Origin of the sequence: Umezawaea endophytica, assembly GCF_025061645.1 — a bacterium.
GTDB lineage: Bacteria > Actinomycetota > Actinomycetes > Mycobacteriales > Pseudonocardiaceae > Umezawaea > Umezawaea endophytica.
This window is the reverse complement of record NZ_JANYMP010000005.1, coordinates 338798-354985: the sequence shown is the minus strand read 5'-3', so window position 1 is coordinate 354985 and position 16188 is coordinate 338798. Positions and strand designations below refer to the sequence as shown.

Below are 16188 nucleotides of genomic sequence, written 5' to 3'. Positions count from 1 at the left end.
GCAAGTACAATCCGGTGGTGACCACCGCGAAGGGCATCGCCACCCGTCAGCGCATCGTCGAAGCCGCCGCGGCCGAGATCCGGGAACGCGGCACGCTCGCCACCACGCTCGACGACGTGTGCCGCCGCAGCGGTACGGGCAAGAGCCAGATGTTCCACTACTTCCCCGAAGGCCGGGAGCAACTGCTGCTCGCGGTCACCGAGTTCGAAGCCCGGCACGTGTTCGACGACCAGCAGCCGTACCTGGACGACCTCGTGTCGCGCGCGGCGTGGGAGCAGTGGCGGGACGTCATCGTCGACACCTGCCGCAGGCAGGGGCCGCACTGCCCGCTCGGGGTGCTGATCGCCGACGTGGGCCGCTACAGCCCGGCGGCCCAGGCCGTCACGACCCAGTTGATCCGGCGGTGGCAGGACGCCGTCCGGACCGGCATCGAGGCCACGCAGGCGGCGGGCGAGGCCGACCCGGCGCTGGACGCCGACCGCACGGCCGCGGCCGTGATCACCGCCATCCAGGGCGGGGTCAGCGTCCTGCTCTCCACCGGCTCCGTCGACCACCTGGAAGCCGTGCTGAGCCTCTGCCTCGACCACCTGCTGGGGCCGGTCGGTCAGTGACCGAGCAAGCGCGCGCTCTCCTCGGCCCGCCGCAGCGCGGCCAACAGCGCGGCCCGGCCTGACTGGTCGATGTCCTCGGTGAGGGCTTCCGCCGCGACCTCGCCGCCCACCTCCAGCTTCTCGACCAGTTCGCGGTGCACCACGGCGAAGTGCCGGGCGTCGAAGTCCGGTCGGACGAAGGTGAGCAGCAGGCGGATCTCGTCCTCGCAGCGCTGGTAGCTCTCCAGCACGTGGGCGTTGCCCGCCGCGGCGACGATCGCGCGGTGGATGGCGCTGTGCGCCCGCGTCAGCTCCCGCCAGGACGGGCTCGGCGACCGGTCCGCCAGCGCTTCCAGCCGTTCCACCTCGGCCAGCACCGGGCGGAGGTCCGCGCCCGCGGCCAGCGCCATCCGCAGCGCGCCGAGTTCCAGCAGCTTGCGGTAATCGAACACCTCGTCGATGCGCTGCTTGCTCAAGGGGGCGACGACGGCACCGCGGTGGCGCTCGTGGACGACCAGCCCGCGGTCGACGAGCAGGCGCAGCCCCGCGCGGATCGTGTGCCTGCCGACGTCGAAGCGCTCGGCCAGCTCCTCCTCGCGGAAGCGGGTGCCGACCGGGTGCGCGCCGTCGAGCAGCTCGTCCCGCAGCGCCTCCGCCACTCGTTCCGGAGCGGTGCGCGCACCGCTCGAAACCACGGCCGACCGGGCCACGGCCTCCCTCATCCCCACGCGTGCCTCCACCCGTGATGACGATACACGCCAGGATTGTGCTACAAAATCGACAGTATTGTTGGACAAGTTCAGCCGACCATGGTGGCCGGGCTCGGCTCGGCCAGGCACCGAGGAGCGACGATGCCGATCGACGACGTCCGGACGCAGGGCACCGGACTTCCCGTACTCCTGCTGCCCGGCGGTGCCGAGTCCTGCGAGGGCTTCTTCCCCGGCCTGCCGGAAGGCCTCGTCGCCGACCCCGGCTGCCAGGTGGTCCTGCACGACCGTCCCGGCACCGGCATCTCCACCGCGGACGGGTCCCTGGCCGGAGCCGCGTCCCACCTGAACTCGCTGGTCGACGAGATCGGCGCGGGTCCCGTGGTGCTGGCCGGGCAGAGCCTCGGCGGCGCGGTGGCCGTCCTCTTCGCCGCCGCGCACCCCGAGAAGGTGGCGGGCGTGGTCCTGCTCGACCCGACGCCGATCAACGACGCGCGCGTCTGCGCCCGGCTGGAACGGGCGATGCGCGTGCTCGGGGCGCTCGCGGCGGTTCCGGGGCCTGGTGGGCTGCTGTCGGCCGCCATGCGGGCCGCCACCCGGCGGGCCGCGCTGCGGGCGCGGCTCCGAGCGGACTGCGAGGCCGCGATGATCAGGACCGGCGGCGCCGACCTCCCGCGGCTGGCCAGGGCGGTCCGCGGCATCACCGCGCTGTCCCAAGGGCTCCGGGAGGACGCGCTGCCGCAGGTCCCGGCCGTGGTGGTCACCGCCGACCGCGCGCAGGACTCCGTCGTCCGGCGCTCCCACACGCGCCTGGCCGCCGCGTTCGGCGGGTCCGTCGTGTGCTGGCCGGGCGCGACCCACAGCGTGCACCTCGACCACCCCGACGAGACCCTCGCCGTCGTCCGCGACGTCGTGACGCGCGCCAAGGCCTGACGCCGACTTCTGTAGTGATCGATGCGGAACGTGCTACCGTCGAGTTGTGCATCGATTGCTGCGGAACTCGACGGAAGGGGCGTCCGATGCCTGACCACGACCTGCGCGAGTTCTACCTGCGCTACCTCGCGGAGCTCAACGCCCACCGGTTCGACCGGATGGACGAGTTCATCGACGACCGGACCACGTTGAACGGCGAGCCCGCCACCCGCGACGACCTCCTCGCGGTCCAGCGGGCCGACGTGGACGCGGTCCCGGACCTGCACTGGGAACTCAAGGAGCTGCTCTTCGACGGCGACCGCCTCGCCGCGCGCCTGGTCAACACCGGCACACCGGTGCGGGAGTGGCTCGGTGTGGCTCCCACCGGCGCCTCGTTCGAGATCGTCGAGTTCGCCGTCTACCAGGTGCGTGACGGGCGGTTCGTGCACATGACGGCGTTGCACGACGCGGGGGAACTGCTCCGGCAGTTGACCTCCGCGACCACCTGATCCGAGAGGAAGAGCATGACCGTCGCACTGATCACCGGGGCCAACAAGGGCATCGGTTTCGAGACCGCCAGGCAGCTACTGGCGCTGGGGCACGTCGTCTACGTCGGGGCGCGGGACGTCGAACGGGGGGAGAAGGCCGCGGCGGACCTGGGCGCGCGGTTCGTGCGGCTCGACGTGACCGACGACGAGTCGGTGGCCGACGCGCTGGCGACGATCGGCGCGGCCGAGGGCGTGCTGGACGTGCTGGTGCACAACGCGGGCGTGCTCGGGGACGGGGACCTCGACGGTCCCACGGCGCTGCGCGTGTTCGACACCAACGTCGTGGGGATCGTGCGCGTCACGGAGGCGGCGCTCCCGCTGCTGCGCCGGTCCGCCAACCCGACGGTGGTGACCGTGTCGAGCAGCGCCGGGTCGTTCTGGGCGGTGACCAACCCCGACCGGCCGGAGTTCGGGCTGCCGCTGGCGCTGTACTCCGCGTCCAAGTCGGCCGCCACGATGCTGACCGTCCAGTACGCCAAGTCCCAGCCGGGCATCAGGTTCAACGCGGTCGAGCCGGGCACCACCGCCACCGACATGACCGCGGCGTTCGGGATCGGCAGGTCGCCCGCGGAGAGCGCCGCGGTCGTCGTGCGGCTGGCGACGCTCGACGCGGACGGCCCGACGGGGACCCTCCAGGACGAGACGGGGGAGCTGCCCTGGTAGCCGACGCCGTCACGGTCGAGGCACGGCTGTGCCGTGCCTCGACCGTGACGGCGGAGGCCGCTACTGCGCGGTCGGCACGGGGTGGCCCTCGGAGGCCTGCACGACGACGATGCCCTGGCCCGTCAGCGCGAGCTGGTAGGCCTCGCCCGAGCCGCGGCCGATGACGGCGCCGAGCTTCGCGGTCTTGCGGATCGAGGACTGGAGCGAGGTGGACCACAGGACGGCGGACTGCATGTCGACGAACGTCGGCGTGTCCACGTTCAGCACGACCGGCGTGCCGTAGGCGGTGACGGCGAGCGCGCCGGTGCCCTTGAACGTGGTGTTGAACAGTCCGCCGCTGAGCATCGACGCGCCCTCGGTGCGGTTGATGTCCCACGTGAGGGTGCTGTCGAACGCGAGGACGTTCTTGCCGTTGACCGTGACGCCCTCGTTCTCCAGGTAGAGCACGAACACCTCGTCGGCGTCCTGGGCGAGGAACACGTCACCGCTGCCGGACACCTTCATCAGCGACATGCCCTCACCGGTGAAGGCCTTCTTGAACAGCTTGCCGAGTCCGCCGCTGCCCTCGTAGGCGAAGTCGACATCACCCTGGTAGGCGACCATGGACCCCTGCTTGGCGAAGAAGAACCCGCCGCTGCCGGTGAGGTCCACCTTGAGCATGCGGTCGTTCTGGAGCTGGAAACTGCCGGGCTCGACGGCCCGTTCGGCGTGGTTGAACAGTGAGCTGCGCATACCCCGATAGTGCAGGTGATCATCGGCACCCGCATCTCCGGGGGGCGGGTTCGCGGTCAGCCGGACGACTTGGTGTCGACCAGCACCTCGCCGCTGTCGGAGATCCTGATCGCCGTGCAGGCAGGCGTCGCCCCGCCGTGCTCACGGTCCGGCGACTCGTGCGCCGACCGGCCGACCCGTCGTCTTGTCCGATGTGGACGGTGAGTCCACTTCCGGGGGCGAGCACCACGCGCGCAGTGACGTGCCTGTCGTCCCAGGCGCCTCGGCGACGACTGCAACAGATCTCCACCTCCAGGCGTCCTAGGGGCATGACCCCATCAGAGACGAGACGACCGATCCGAGGTGCGCATGACCTTCGATGACTTCGTGGAGGAGCGGCTCGATCCGTTGCTCCGGTACGCCACGGTGCTCTGCTGCGATCCTCACCTGGCCAAGGACGTCGTGCAGGAAGTGCTGTTGAGGGCGCAGCAGCAGTGGCCGCGGATCGAGCAGGCAGGTTCCCCCGCGTCGTACGTGAAGCGCATGGTCACCAACGAGTTCCTGTCCTGGCGCCGCCGGTTGGTCAACCACGAGGTGAGCGCCTCGCTGTGCGCGCTGGACGAGCTCGGGCCGCCTACGCCCGATCAGACGTCCGGCTACGCCGAACGCGAGGACATGATGGCCCGCCTCGCGACCCTGCCGCGCCGTCAACGCGCCGCGATAGTGCTGCGCTTCTACGAGGGCTGTGACGACGCCGAGATCGCGCTGGTGCTCGACTGCCGTCAGGGCACGGTGCGCAGCCTCATCTCACGGGGACTGGCCGCGCTGCGGATCCGATCACACCGCCCGGTCGAGGAAAGCCCGCTTTCACTGGTGAAGGAGCAGAACTGACATGACCGATCAGAACGTGTTGAGGGACGCACTCGTCGAGTACTCCGACCGCAGGGTGGGGGAGCAGGAGGTGCTGGCAGCACTGCGGAGCGCCACGCCCGCGAGTGGCCGTCGTGCCAGGACGGGCTGGGTGGCGGCGGGAGTCCTCACCGTGACGGGCGCCTTCGTCGCCGGGCTCACGCTGCTGGGCGGCGGCTCGGCCGCGTACGCGGTGACGGAGAACCCCGACGGCACCGTCACGGTGTCCATCAAGGACATCGCGGCGATCGACCCGGCGAACGAGCAGCTCCGCGAGCTCGGTGTGCGGATCACGGCCGTTCCCATGACGTCGGACTGCACCGAGAAGTGGGAGGACAGGGTCTACCGGGGCACGGACTACACGACGAAGGGCTACCCGCGGGCATCCGGGGACTCGGTCACGTTCAGCCGCAGGATCCCCGAAGGCCACAGCGTTCTGGTGTCCGTGTCGAAGTACCCGAACCGGGGCACGGGGCTGGGCTACACCGCGCCGGTGAGGAATCCCGCGCCGTCCTGCGTGCTCGACCCGGCGGACGACCCCGAGTACCGCTCGCCCCGAACGAATCCCTGACGCGGCGGAGGCGCGCGTCGGCTGGTGGGCCGCTCGGCCTCGGTCGACCAGTCGGCCGCCCTCGCACCTCCGGACGATCCGCGGCGGGGATCTTCCGGCCTGTTGACCGAAGAGCGCCACCTCCGACCGCCACTACGGTCGCTCCCGTCATCACGAGGACAGGGAGGTACTTGGGTGAGGCAAAGGATTCCGAGGCTCGGGGGGATCATCGCGCTCGTCGTGTCGGCCGGTCTGGTGGTCGTGGGCGCCGCGCCCGCGCGGACGGCGGGCGCGGAGGTGTCGGGACAGGGTGTGCCGCACACCGGCGTCACGTTGATCACCGGTGACCGGGTGGTGGTGGCGGGGGACCGGGTCGTGTCCTACGAGCCGGGACCGGGCCGCGAGGGGGTTTCCGTCGACTCCTACCAGGACGGCGGGCACCTGCACGTCGTTCCCCAGGACGCCGCGGCGCTGGTCGCCCAGGGCAAGGTGGACCACCGGCTGTTCGACGTGACCTCGTTGGTGGAGTTCGGTTACGACGACGCGCGGCGCTCGACGGTGCCCGTGATCGTGCGACCGGCGGCGGGCGCGCGGGCGGAGGTCGGCGCGCTTGCCGTCGGAGCGCGGCTGGACGCGGTGGGCGCGGTCGCGGGAGCCGTGGACAAGACCGGTGGCGCGTGGGAGTCGCTGCGCGGCGGCGCGGTGGAGAAGGTGTGGCTGGACGGGAAGCGTGAACTCTCGCTGGACCGCAGCACCCGGCAGATCGGCGCGCCGGTGGCCTGGCAGGCGGGGCTGACGGGCAGGGGCGTGACGGTCGCGGTGCTCGACACCGGGATCGACGAGAAACACCCCGACCTGGCGGGCAGCCAGATCGCGGAGCGGAACTTCACCGACGACCCGGACCCCACCGACACGGCCGGGCACGGCACGCACGTCGCGTCCATCATCGCCGGGCGGGGCGAGCGGTACCGCGGTGTCGCGCCGGACGCCCGGCTGCTCGACGGCAAGGTCTGCGTCGGCGCGTTCGGCGGCTGCTCCGACTCGGCGATCCTCGCCGGGATGCAGTGGGCGGCCGACGAGGGCGCGCAGGTGGTCAACCTGAGCCTGGGCGACACCGACACGCCGGAGACCGATCCGCTGGAGGAGGCGGTCGACCGGCTTTCCCGGGAGAAGGGCATGTTGTTCGTGGCCGCCGCCGGGAACGACGGGCCCGCCGAAGGGTCGATCTCCTCGCCGGGAAGCGCGCAACGGGCGTTGTCCGTCGGCGCGGTGGACCGCTCCGACGTCGTCGCCCCGTTCTCCGGACGCGGCCCGACGGCCACGGGCGGCGTGAAGCCGGACGTGACCGCGCCGGGCGTGGACATCATGGCCGCCAAGGCCGGTACCACCGGCCACCGCGCCATGACCGGCACGTCGATGGCGACCCCGCACGTGGTGGGCGTCGCCGCGCTGCTCAAGCAGCAGCACCCGGACTGGTCGGGTGAGCGGATCAAGGCGACGATCACCGCGTCGGCCGTGGCCACCCCGGCGGTGCCGGTGACCGACCAGGGCTTCGGCCGGGTCGACGTGCCGCGGGCGCTGGCCCAGCGGGTGGTCGCCGAACCGGCGAACCTCGACCTCGGTCTCCAGCGGTGGCCGCACGAGGACGACGAGAAGATCGTCCGGGACGTGGTCTACCGCAACTCGGGCACCGAGCCCGTGGTGCTGGACCTCGCGCTCGCCGTCACCGGCCCGGCGGGCGAAGCCCCCGCGGACCTGATCACCGTGTCGCCGTCGAGGCTGACGGTGCCCGCGGGTGGTGAGGCCGGGGCGACGGTCGTCGCGGACACGACCGTGCCCGCGGCGGACGGGCGGTACGCGGGCGCGCTGGTCGCGTCGGGCGGCGCGGACCTGCGCACGCTGGTCACCGTCACCCGCGAGGCCGAGCACCACGACTACACGATCACCAACCTGGACTTCGCCGGGAACCCGGTGCCCTACGTCCGGACCACGCTGGTCGACGTGGCCACCGGGCGGACGCGGCTGGTGAACGGCGGCACGGGGTCGACCACGGTGCGCCTGCCCCGAGGCGAGTACCGGGTGTACGCGAGCCTGACCGGTCCGAACCGCGAGCGCGTGCTGATCGCGCAGCCGAAGCTCTCGCTGACCCAGGACACGCGGGCGGTGTTCGACATGCGCGAGGCCAAGCCGGTCACACTGGTCACCCCGGACCCGGCGGCGCGGCAGCACGCGGGGTACGCGGCGTTCACCGGGATCGACGGCGGCAAGCCCGTGGCGTTCACGACCTGGTTCTCCTCGGGCACCCTGTTCACCGGGCGGGTCGGGCCGGACGCGCCCGACCTCACCACGTCGTTCGGCGCCCAGTTCACCGGCGCGCCGAGGGGGACGACGCCGGTGACCTACCGGCTGCACTGGTCCGAGCCCGGCCGGGTACCGGTCGGCTACGAGCGCACCGCGACCCCGTCCGAACTGGCCGAGATGACCACCGTCGTCCGGTCCGGCGGGGCGGACAAGCAGTACCGGCTCACCGTGACCCCGTCGGGGATGCAGGGCGGGCTGTCGTCCCCGACGCCCGCGGGCCCGTCGGTGGACCTGGTCACCGCGGGCGACGGCGTCGGGTGGCGGTGGGCGTTCGAGCAGTGGTCGGCGGACCAGCGGACGGAGGTCGTGCTGGTCCCGCCCGCCCGCGAGGTCGAGCCCGGTCACGCCTACGACCAGACGCTCAACGCCGCGGTGTTCGGTCCGTCCACATCGGACCGGGCTCTCGTCCGGCGCGGTGACGACATCGGCGTGCGGGTCCCGACGCACGCCGACGCCAATGGCGGCGAAGGCTCCCGCCCGTTCGCGTCGAGCCGGATCGCGCTCTTCCGGGACGGCGTGAAGATCGGCGAGGAGACCAAGCTCGCCGCCGACTTCCGGGTGCCGGAGTCCGAGGCGGGCTACCGGGTCGAGGTCGAGTCGACCCACGCCGAGTCGGACCTGTCCACCAGGACCAGCGGGGTGTGGACGTTCCGCTCGGCCCGCGCCGTCGACCGGCCGTTGCCGATGTCCGTCGTCCGGTTCCTGCCGAAGCTCAACGGGGACAACGCCTCCTGCGGTGGGGAGCGGTCGGTGCCGGTGCGGGTCGACCAGCGGCCCGGCACACCGTCGGTGACCAGCACGGAGGTCGAGGTGTCGTTCGACGACGGCACGACGTGGCGCGACGCGCCGATCGTCGACGGCGCGGCGCTCGTCCGGCACCCGGAGGGCGCGGCGTTCGCGTCGCTGCGCGCCAGGACGGTCGACGCGGCGGGCAACACCGGCGAGGTGACGGTCGTCCACGCCTACCGGATCACCGGAACCTGTTGACGCGTTAGGAGTCCGGCGGCGGGTGACCGGTGTCCGGCCGGTGGTCGGGTCGACCACCGGCCGGACCGGCTCATACCGCGGTGAGCTGTTCGCGGGGCACGCGGACCCGGCGCCACGCGACGACGAGGAAGCCGAACAGCGCGAGCAGCGGGATCCCGGCGACGGACCAGCTCAGCGCGAGCGGTGGGCCGGGTTGGGCGAGGACGGTGACACCCGCCAACTCGCCGACACCCCGCCCGTCCGGGCCGTCGACGGTGAAGCGGAACGTCCACTGTCCATCGCCGCCGAGTGCCTGGATGTCGAGGCCCCAGACCTCGGGCTTGCGGGGGTGACGGGCCAGCGGCCACTGCTCGCCCGCCACCCCGTCGGGCAGCGACGCCTCGACCACGCCGGACTTGCCCTCGCGCCCGCCGTCGGGCGTGAAGGTGAAGTCGAGCGACTGCATGGCGCGGATCGGCCACCGGCCGAAGCCGACCGTGATGCCGTAGGGACCGGCCTCGACTCGTTCGGTGTGCACGATCGTGACGGGTTCGTAGGCCCACGACGGGGACGCGCTCAGCAGGAGCAGGGCGGCGACGGACAGGACGGTGGTCAGGGCGCGCTTCACGCGGTGGCTCCCGACGTGGTGGTCCGGGAGCCGTGGGCGGCCGCCGACGGCTGGTCGAGCAGGCGCAGCACCAGTCCGAAGCGCCACGCCACGACACCGGCGAGCGCGCCGAACGCGAGCGCCGCCACGCAGCCGGGCGCGAGGTACAGCAAGACCTCCGTGAACGGGGGCAGGGGAACGTCGAAGAGCAGGGCCCGTTGCAGGGGAACGAGAGCGGCGAGGACGGCGGCGGCGAACGCGCCGCCGAGCACCGCGACGACGCGGGACGACCAGTGCCGGGCGCGGGCCAGTGCCAGCACGGCCTCGACGACCAGCGCCGCGGCGACCACGCTCATCGGGATCCAGGTGGGCATGATCGGCGCGGGGGACACGACCTCGCGCATCGGCAGCCCGACCGCGTCCGCGTACAGCACGGTCGCCCACGGCGTGAACAGCCACAGCACGCCCTGCACGACGGCCACCGACACCGCGACCAGCAGCGCGGAACCCGGCCGTCGGAAGAACGCCGTCGCCAGGAGTAGCAGCAGCGCCGTCAGGCACGCCAGGCACACCGCTCCCCAGTCGACCGGACCTTCGACCTGCTGGAACACGTCCGCCGGGATGGGGAGGAACGCCACCAGCACGCCGAAGGAGGCGAACACGCCGATCCGGCCCCACCGCTCGGCGCGCAGCGCGGTGAACGCCATCGCCGCCCCGATGATGGTGGCGACGTTGCCGAGCAGCAGACCGACGTGCGGCGGGGAGTTGAGCGTGGCGTCGAAGCCGTAGAGGCCGTGCCACCACTGGTCCCACAGCCCGTAGAACAGGAACGCCGCCGCGGCCGTCCCGGTCACCAGGTAGGCGACGGGCGCGGTGAACCGGCCGCCGAACACCCGGACGGACCGGCCGCCGACGGTGGGGTCCACGTGCCGGCCCGCGCGCTGCGCCGAGGTGGTGCGCAGCACGACGACGAGCGCGGTGATCCCGCACAGCGCGCTCCCCGCGTACAGGAACAGGTGCGGCATCGTGAAGAACGTGTCGGGGCCGACGTCGGTGTGCCACTGGATGTCCCAGCTCCAGCCGACCAGCGACAGCAGCGTTCCCGCGAACACGGCGACCGCGGGCAGCAGCCGCGCGGGCGGGCGTGCCGTCCGGTCCTCTTCGGAATCGTTGGTGCTCATCAGTTCCCTTCCCTCATCCGGTGATGACGAGCGGGAGCGCGACCCGCTGGGTCCCGAGCCCGTCCTCGACGGCGACGGTCAACTCCCACGGGCCCGGCATGTCGAAGGTCGTGTCGACGCGGTAGCGGCCGGGGCCTTCGAGCGCGGCGGCGAGGGGCGCGAGCGCGTGGCCCATGTGCGCCATCGCCGGTTCGAGACGGACCCCGACCACCCCGCTCGCCGCGCCCACCTCGATCCGCACGACGGTGGTCCCGACCGCGGCCGGCTCCACCACCACGCGAACGGTGTGCCGCGAGGTGCCGCCCTCCAGCACCGCTTGGCCTTTGGTCGTTCCGGCCCACGTCATCGCCAGCGCGCCGCCGATGACCGCGACGACGACCGCGGTCGCGAGCACGACCCGTCCCCGCTTCGTCATCGCCCGCTCGCGGTGGTTCCGGCGGCGACGTCCACCCACACCGGCACGGTCAGCAGTTCGTAGTCGCGCTGCGCCTGCACCCACACCCGGTAGCGGCCGGGCAGCGGGAACGTGTGCGTGAACGACGCCTCCGGTCCGTACGCCGCCACCGTCTCGTCAGGCGCTTCCCGGTCCGCGGAGCGCCTGGCCGGCGCCATCGCGTGCACGTGCGCCCACAGCGGGGCCCGTTCCACCGCAGCGGTGGACGCGTCGTCCGGCAGGGGACCGACGGCGATCAGGTGCCCGACCATGCCCAGCCAGGGCTGGAGGTCCGCTCGATCGCCGAACCGCGCGACGATCGTGGTCGGCTCGCCGGACCGCGCGTTCGACACGTCGACCTGGGTGGCCGCGGCGTCCTGAACAGGTGGGGCTTGGCCGTCGACGTCGAAGCCGGTCGGTGAGCGCAGGAGTTGCACGCCACCGCCGCGCCGGGACACCTCGGCGGCCAGCGCGTAGTGCCCCGGTTCGGTGTCCGCCACGTGCACCCGGTACTCGCCCGGCCCGACGCGGACCGGGTGGAGGTGCCGCAACCCCAGGGACGGCGTGACGACGAGCAGGTGCACGAACGCGCTGTCGTGCACGAGGAGGTCGTCGACCGGCCGTCCGCTGGCGCTGTCCGTGAACGACAGGACCAGGTCCACGCCGTCACCGGCCTTGGTCGGACGCACCAGCATGGTCGCGGGAGGGCGCGTGGCCTGCCCGAGTGCCGGGTGGGCGAGGGAGTAGGGGTCGAGGACCGCGTCGACCGTCGCGTCGACGTACTCGCCCGGCACCGGTGGCGCGGGGGTGGACGCCGACAGCACGGCCGCGGTGACCGCGACGGCCAGCACCGCGCCGAACCCGGCGGTGGGCACGACGACCACCCACCCCCGCCGGGCTCGGAGCGCCGCGACCAGCGCGAGGGCCAGCAGCAGACCGGCGGCGGCGAACCCGGCGTACGTGGCGCGTTCCGCCGGGGACAGCACGCTGACCGGCACGACGAAGGGGATCGACGCGGTGGCCGTCCCGTCGTCGAGGACCAGCTCGTGCGGCCCCGGCCGCCCCACCTCCACCGTGCCCCCGTGCACACCCGGCGTCGCGCCGAGCGCCACCGTCGTCTCGCTCACTCCGGCGGACGCCAGCCGCAACCGCAGCGAGCCCGGCACGGTTCCCGCGTGCGTCACCACGTCGACCCGCAGCGGGCCCGGCACACCGTCGACGCGACGCAACACGACCGTCAACTCCCGCGCGCCGAGGCTCTGCGCGACGTGCAGATCAGCGCCCGCGGCCGGGCCGTCCGCCAGGGCGGCGGGTGTGGACAGGAACGCGGTGACCAGCAGCAGCACCGCTGTGCCCCGCAGGGGGATTCCCCTCATCGACTTCCCCGATTCCGGACGGTGGGCGGAGCCCGAGATCGCGAGCGTGGACATCGACGACTCGGTTGTGGCGCCAGGTTAGCGAACGTGTTCGTTGGAAACAAGTTTGTGGCGAACATGTTCGGCGGAGGGATGCGGGAAGCGGGGGTGGCCTGGGAGAAGGTGATTTCAGGTCAGCGCATGATCAACAAGCACGAGCGGAGGTCGCGCCGGGGATGGCAGGTGAGCCGCTGGGCCGGGATGGCTACGGACCGCTGCGCCGGGGTGGTGACTACGAGCCGCCGTGTCCCGTGGCGGCGGTGAGCCGCTGAGCCGGGGCGGCTGGCTTGTCGACCTAAACCGGTGGTGACTGGGCGGCGAGGATGCCGTCGAGGAGGACGTCCAGTGCCCACGTCGAGCGGGACGAGCCGTTGCCGGACAGGAGGGCTGTGCCCGCGCGGGCGACGTTGGGGTACTGGGCTGGGTCGGCGGTGGCGATCTGGGTGGCCAGTTGGGCCATGCCCTCGGCCTTCTGCGGTGGTGAGCCGCCGTGTTCCACGGCGATGGCCGTGGGGTACAGCAGGAGCAGGTCCAGGCCCCACGCGGCGACCTGGTCGGACACGCCGCCCTCGGCGAGCAGGCCCAGGATCGTGTCCGCCACGGCCAGGGAGTTCGGGCCGCTGGGCTGCGTGGACAGGGCCATCCTGGCGATGGTCGGATGGGTTTGCAGGACGCGGCCGTAGTCGGCCAGCAGGGCCTTCAGCCGGTCGCGCCACGGGCCCGTCGCGGGCACGGCCGCGGGGACCGGCGCGAGCAGCGTGTCGAGGATCTGCGCGTGGAGGTCCTCGGTGTCGCGGACGTAGACGTACAGCGACCCCGGCCCGGTGTCCAACGCGGTGGCGATGCGCCGCATCGTCACCTTGCCGAGGCCTTCCTCCCGCATGATCACCAGGGCGGCGTCGACGATCCCCTGCCTGCTCAAAGCGGGTTTCGCCGGACGGTCCCGCCTGCTGACAGGCGTCCGGGCACGGCCATCGGGGATCACCCGCCGAAGGTACCACGAACACGTTCGTGACGAATTTGTGCCACACGCCGTCGCGCCCGCGCGGAACACCCGGTGACGGGCTCGTCCTCCTGGGGTCGCACGTGGGTCGCGACCTCAGGAGGACGCACGCGGACCGGTCCGCTCACGATCATCGGGACATGAGCCGTCGAATGCTTACGAGGTCGATGCTGGTCTCCGTCGTGGTGGTGGTCGCGGTGCCGCTCATGGCGGTCCCGGCGCTGGGGCACGGCCTCACCTGGAGGCCGTGCGCCGCCGTGGCGAAGGACTGGGACCAGGAGGACCAGCGCTCCGAGTGCACGACGGTGGCGGTCCCCGTGGACTACGCGAGGCCCGGAGGACGCACGATCGACATCGCGGTCAGCCGTATCCCGGCCACCGGCCGGAGCGAGGGCGTCGTGGTGTTCAACCCAGGAGGGCCGGGCCATCCGGGGACCACGATGCCCGCGGACATCGCCGCGAGCCGGGCGGGTGGGATCGGGGCGCGGCACGACCTGGTCGGCTTCGACCCGCGCGGAGTCGGGTACAGCGACGGCGTCGACTGCCCGGACGAGGACGTCGAACCCGGCCTGTCCGACGAGGAACGTGCTCGCCGCACCGCCGAGCACAACCGCGCGTGCTTTGACCGCGACCCCGCCCTCGCCGCCTCGCTCACGACCACGAACGTCGCCCGCGACCTGGACCGCGTGCGGCAGGCGCTGGGCGTGCGGAAGATCGGGTTCTACGGGGTGTCGTGGGGGACGGCGTTGGGGGCCGCGTACCGGACGCTGTTCGACCGCCACGTCGACCGGATGCTGCTCGACTCCGTGCTGACGCCGGAGATGGACATGACCACGATGGACGACGGGCAGGCGGCGGCGGGGGAGGCGACGTTCCGGCTGTTCTCCGAGTGGATCGCGGGTCGCCACGAGCGGTACGGGCTCGGCGAGTCGACCGACGCGGTGGCACGGCGGCTGCTGGACCTGCGGGCGGAACTCACCGAACACCCGCGGACCGCTCCCGACGGCACCGTCGTCGACGGGACGGCGGTGACCATGATGCTGGCCAACCCGCGCAAGGAGTGGGCCGACCTGGCGGCACGGCTCAAGGTGCTCGCCGAAGGCGGGACGACCGCTCGGGCGGCCCGCGCGAACGGCGGGCTCGGGTGGGACGTGGACCCGTACCGGTCGTGGGTGTTCGCGCAGACGGCGTTGCTGTGCAACACCTCCGACAGCCCGCGCGACTTCGCCACCGTGGCCCGGCACCGGACTGAGCGCATGGCGCGCTACCCCGTGGCCGGTGGGTTCGGGATCTACGAGAGCCGCTGCGTCGGCTGGCCGCGGGACGCCGAGGCGGTGCGGTTCGGCCGCGGCGCGAGTCCGCTGCAACTCGTCGGGCACCGGTACGAGCCGGTGACGCCGTACCCGTGGACGAACGACATGCGGACGCTCGTCGGCGGCGACGTGCTGACCGTCGAGGACGACGTCCACGGATCGCTGTACCACCTGCCGTGCGCCGACTCGGCCGTCACCTTCTTCGACACCGGCAGGACCGACACCGGCACCTGCGCGGGCGCGCCGGTCCCTTAGGCCGTGCTCCGGACGGCCTGGGCGGTCAGCTCCGCGGTCAGTTCCAGGCAGCGCAGGCGGGCAGGGGAGAAGTCGTAGGGCATCTTGCCGACGGCTTCGAACACGCTCAGGGAGCCGGGCTCCCGCCTGCTACAGGCGAGGTCGTCCTCGGCGGTAGCGGGGTGCGCGGCGTCCCAGGCGTCGAAGAAGGCGTCGTCGCCCGCGGCCAGACCGGACTCCTCGATGAAGGCCTCCAAGGCGTTCTCGAAGGCGTGCCGCTCGGCGGCCACCTGGGCCACCCGCGGATCGTCGACGGCGACGCTGTCGTCGAGTGCCTCCTCGGCGTCGTCGACGCGGTCGGAAGCCTCCCGCAGCGCGGGATTCGTGGCCAGGGCGACGAAGCGGGTGGCCTGGACGGCCGCGCCGAGCGGGCTGAAGATCCGCTCGGTGACCAGCAGGGTGTCCAGGTCCGCCTGGCGCAGGGAGCCTTCGGGCAGGCCCTTGAGGCGTTCGGTGACGAGGTCGGAGAGCAGGCCCATCCGGCTGCCCTCGGTGCGCATCCGCCGCACGGCGGCCCGTTGCCGTCGCACCTCCGCCTCCTGCTGGGCGAGGGTGTCCTCCAGCCGCTCCAGGATGCCCGCGATCCCGTCCTCGCCGTCCGCGCCCGCGGCGGCCGTGCCGGTGGTGAAGGCGTCCCGGATGTCGTCCAGTGCGATGCCGGCGTCGGCCATCTTGCGGATCCACAGCAGACGGATCATGTCCTCGTACCCGTAGCGGCGGCGGCCGTCACCGCCCCGCTCGGGCTCGGGGAGCAGGCCGATCTCGTGGTAGTGGCGGATCGCCCGTGGTGTGCTGCCCGCGAAGGCCGCCGCGTCACCGATCTTGACCTGGCGGGGTGGCATGAAAGACGGAGGCACGAGCGGGGACCTCTCCTCAGGTGGTCGGGACGTGGGTCCACTGGACCACATGCCGTTACGGAAGGTGCAACCCCGTACCCCCGCCGACACGATGGAGTGATCATCTTCTCCGCGTCGGCGTGCCGCCCGCGCCCGCGCTGACCGGTGATGTCCAGTGCTGCCGCACAG

17 protein-coding genes are annotated in these 16188 nt (G+C 72.6%); 9 read left to right on the top strand and 8 right to left on the bottom strand.

Features of this window, described 5'->3' with window-relative positions; translation table 11 throughout:
* Positions 1-17 precede the first annotated feature (17 nt).
* Positions 18-611, top strand: a complete 594-nt coding sequence (locus tag NZH93_RS13760; RefSeq protein WP_259623429.1) for a TetR/AcrR family transcriptional regulator — start codon at positions 18-20, stop codon at positions 609-611.
* Here NZH93_RS13760 and NZH93_RS13755 read toward each other — a convergent pair.
* Positions 605-1330, bottom strand: a complete 726-nt coding sequence (locus tag NZH93_RS13755) for a GntR family transcriptional regulator (RefSeq protein ID WP_259623428.1) — start codon at positions 1328-1330, stop codon at positions 605-607. The genes NZH93_RS13760 and NZH93_RS13755 overlap by 7 nt on opposite strands.
* A 111-nt stretch (positions 1331-1441) precedes the next feature.
* On the opposite strand from NZH93_RS13755, the gene NZH93_RS13750 reads away from it, so the two are divergent.
* The 3 genes from NZH93_RS13750 to NZH93_RS13740 all read left to right on the top strand — a co-directional run bounded on the left by NZH93_RS13750 (position 1442) and on the right by NZH93_RS13740 (position 3420).
* Positions 1442-2230: an alpha/beta fold hydrolase gene (locus tag NZH93_RS13750; RefSeq protein WP_259623427.1), complete on the top strand. Its 789-nt coding sequence runs from the start codon at positions 1442-1444 to the stop codon at positions 2228-2230.
* A gap of 86 nt (positions 2231-2316) precedes the next feature.
* The gene (locus NZH93_RS13745) at positions 2317-2718 is read left to right on the top strand and encodes an ester cyclase (RefSeq protein ID WP_259623426.1); all 402 of its coding nucleotides are present in this window, start codon (positions 2317-2319) and stop codon (positions 2716-2718) included.
* A gap of 15 nt (positions 2719-2733) precedes the next feature.
* Positions 2734-3420 carry an SDR family NAD(P)-dependent oxidoreductase gene (locus NZH93_RS13740; protein WP_259623425.1) on the top strand — a complete coding sequence of 229 codons (687 nt, stop codon included), beginning with the start codon at positions 2734-2736 and terminating at the stop codon, positions 3418-3420.
* Positions 3421-3480: 60 nt separating this feature from the next.
* Here NZH93_RS13740 and NZH93_RS13735 read toward each other — a convergent pair whose 3' ends face one another.
* Entirely contained in the window at positions 3481-4152 is a 672-nt protein-coding gene (locus NZH93_RS13735) for an AIM24 family protein (protein WP_259623424.1), read from the bottom strand.
* Positions 4153-4167: 15 nt separating this feature from the next.
* On the opposite strand from NZH93_RS13735, the gene NZH93_RS13730 reads away from it, so the two are divergent.
* From NZH93_RS13730 to NZH93_RS13715, 4 genes are all read left to right on the top strand, one after another.
* Positions 4168-4356 (top strand): hypothetical protein, encoded by a 189-nt coding sequence (locus tag NZH93_RS13730; protein ID WP_259623423.1) that lies wholly within the window; start codon positions 4168-4170, stop codon positions 4354-4356.
* A 144-nt stretch (positions 4357-4500) separates the two neighbouring features.
* A complete protein-coding gene (locus NZH93_RS13725) occupies positions 4501-5022 on the top strand; it encodes a SigE family RNA polymerase sigma factor (protein ID WP_259623422.1) in 522 nt (173 codons plus the stop codon).
* Between the two features lies 1 nt (position 5023).
* Complete coding sequence (locus NZH93_RS13720) at positions 5024-5611, top strand: hypothetical protein (protein ID WP_259623421.1); 588 nt, start codon at positions 5024-5026, stop codon at positions 5609-5611.
* A 174-nt stretch (positions 5612-5785) separates the two neighbouring features.
* Positions 5786-8938: a S8 family peptidase gene (locus tag NZH93_RS13715; protein ID WP_259623420.1), complete on the top strand. Its 3153-nt coding sequence runs from the start codon at positions 5786-5788 to the stop codon at positions 8936-8938.
* A gap of 70 nt (positions 8939-9008) precedes the next feature.
* Here NZH93_RS13715 and NZH93_RS13710 read toward each other — a convergent pair whose 3' ends face one another.
* The 5 genes from NZH93_RS13710 to NZH93_RS13690 all read right to left on the bottom strand — a co-directional run bounded on the left by NZH93_RS13710 (position 9009) and on the right by NZH93_RS13690 (position 13538).
* Complete coding sequence (locus tag NZH93_RS13710) at positions 9009-9545, bottom strand: hypothetical protein (RefSeq protein ID WP_259623419.1); 537 nt, start codon at positions 9543-9545, stop codon at positions 9009-9011.
* A complete protein-coding gene (locus tag NZH93_RS13705) occupies positions 9542-10705 on the bottom strand; it encodes a hypothetical protein (RefSeq protein WP_259623418.1) in 1164 nt (387 codons plus the stop codon). Before NZH93_RS13705 ends, NZH93_RS13710 begins: the two co-directional genes overlap by 4 nt.
* Before the next feature lie 13 nt (positions 10706-10718).
* Positions 10719-11120, bottom strand: a complete 402-nt coding sequence (locus NZH93_RS13700; protein WP_259623417.1) for a FixH family protein — start codon at positions 11118-11120, stop codon at positions 10719-10721.
* On the bottom strand, positions 11117-12514 hold the full coding sequence (locus tag NZH93_RS13695; protein WP_259623416.1) for a DUF8832 domain-containing protein: 1398 nt from the start codon (positions 12512-12514) through the stop codon (positions 11117-11119). The genes NZH93_RS13700 and NZH93_RS13695 overlap by 4 nt, the downstream gene beginning before the upstream one ends.
* 334 nt (positions 12515-12848) lie before the next feature.
* Positions 12849-13538, bottom strand: coding sequence for a TetR/AcrR family transcriptional regulator (locus tag NZH93_RS13690; protein ID WP_259623415.1), 690 nt, complete (start codon positions 13536-13538; stop codon positions 12849-12851).
* Positions 13539-13696: 158 nt separating this feature from the next.
* Here NZH93_RS13690 and NZH93_RS13685 point away from each other — a divergent pair, with 158 nt between their 5' ends.
* Positions 13697-15124: an alpha/beta fold hydrolase gene (locus tag NZH93_RS13685; protein WP_259623414.1), complete on the top strand. Its 1428-nt coding sequence runs from the start codon at positions 13697-13699 to the stop codon at positions 15122-15124.
* On the opposite strand, the gene NZH93_RS13680 is transcribed toward NZH93_RS13685, so the two are convergent.
* Positions 15121-16020, bottom strand: coding sequence for a MerR family transcriptional regulator (locus NZH93_RS13680; protein WP_259623413.1), 900 nt, complete (start codon positions 16018-16020; stop codon positions 15121-15123). The two genes, NZH93_RS13685 and NZH93_RS13680, sit on opposite strands and share 4 nt — an antisense overlap.
* Positions 16021-16188: the final 168 nt, after the last annotated feature.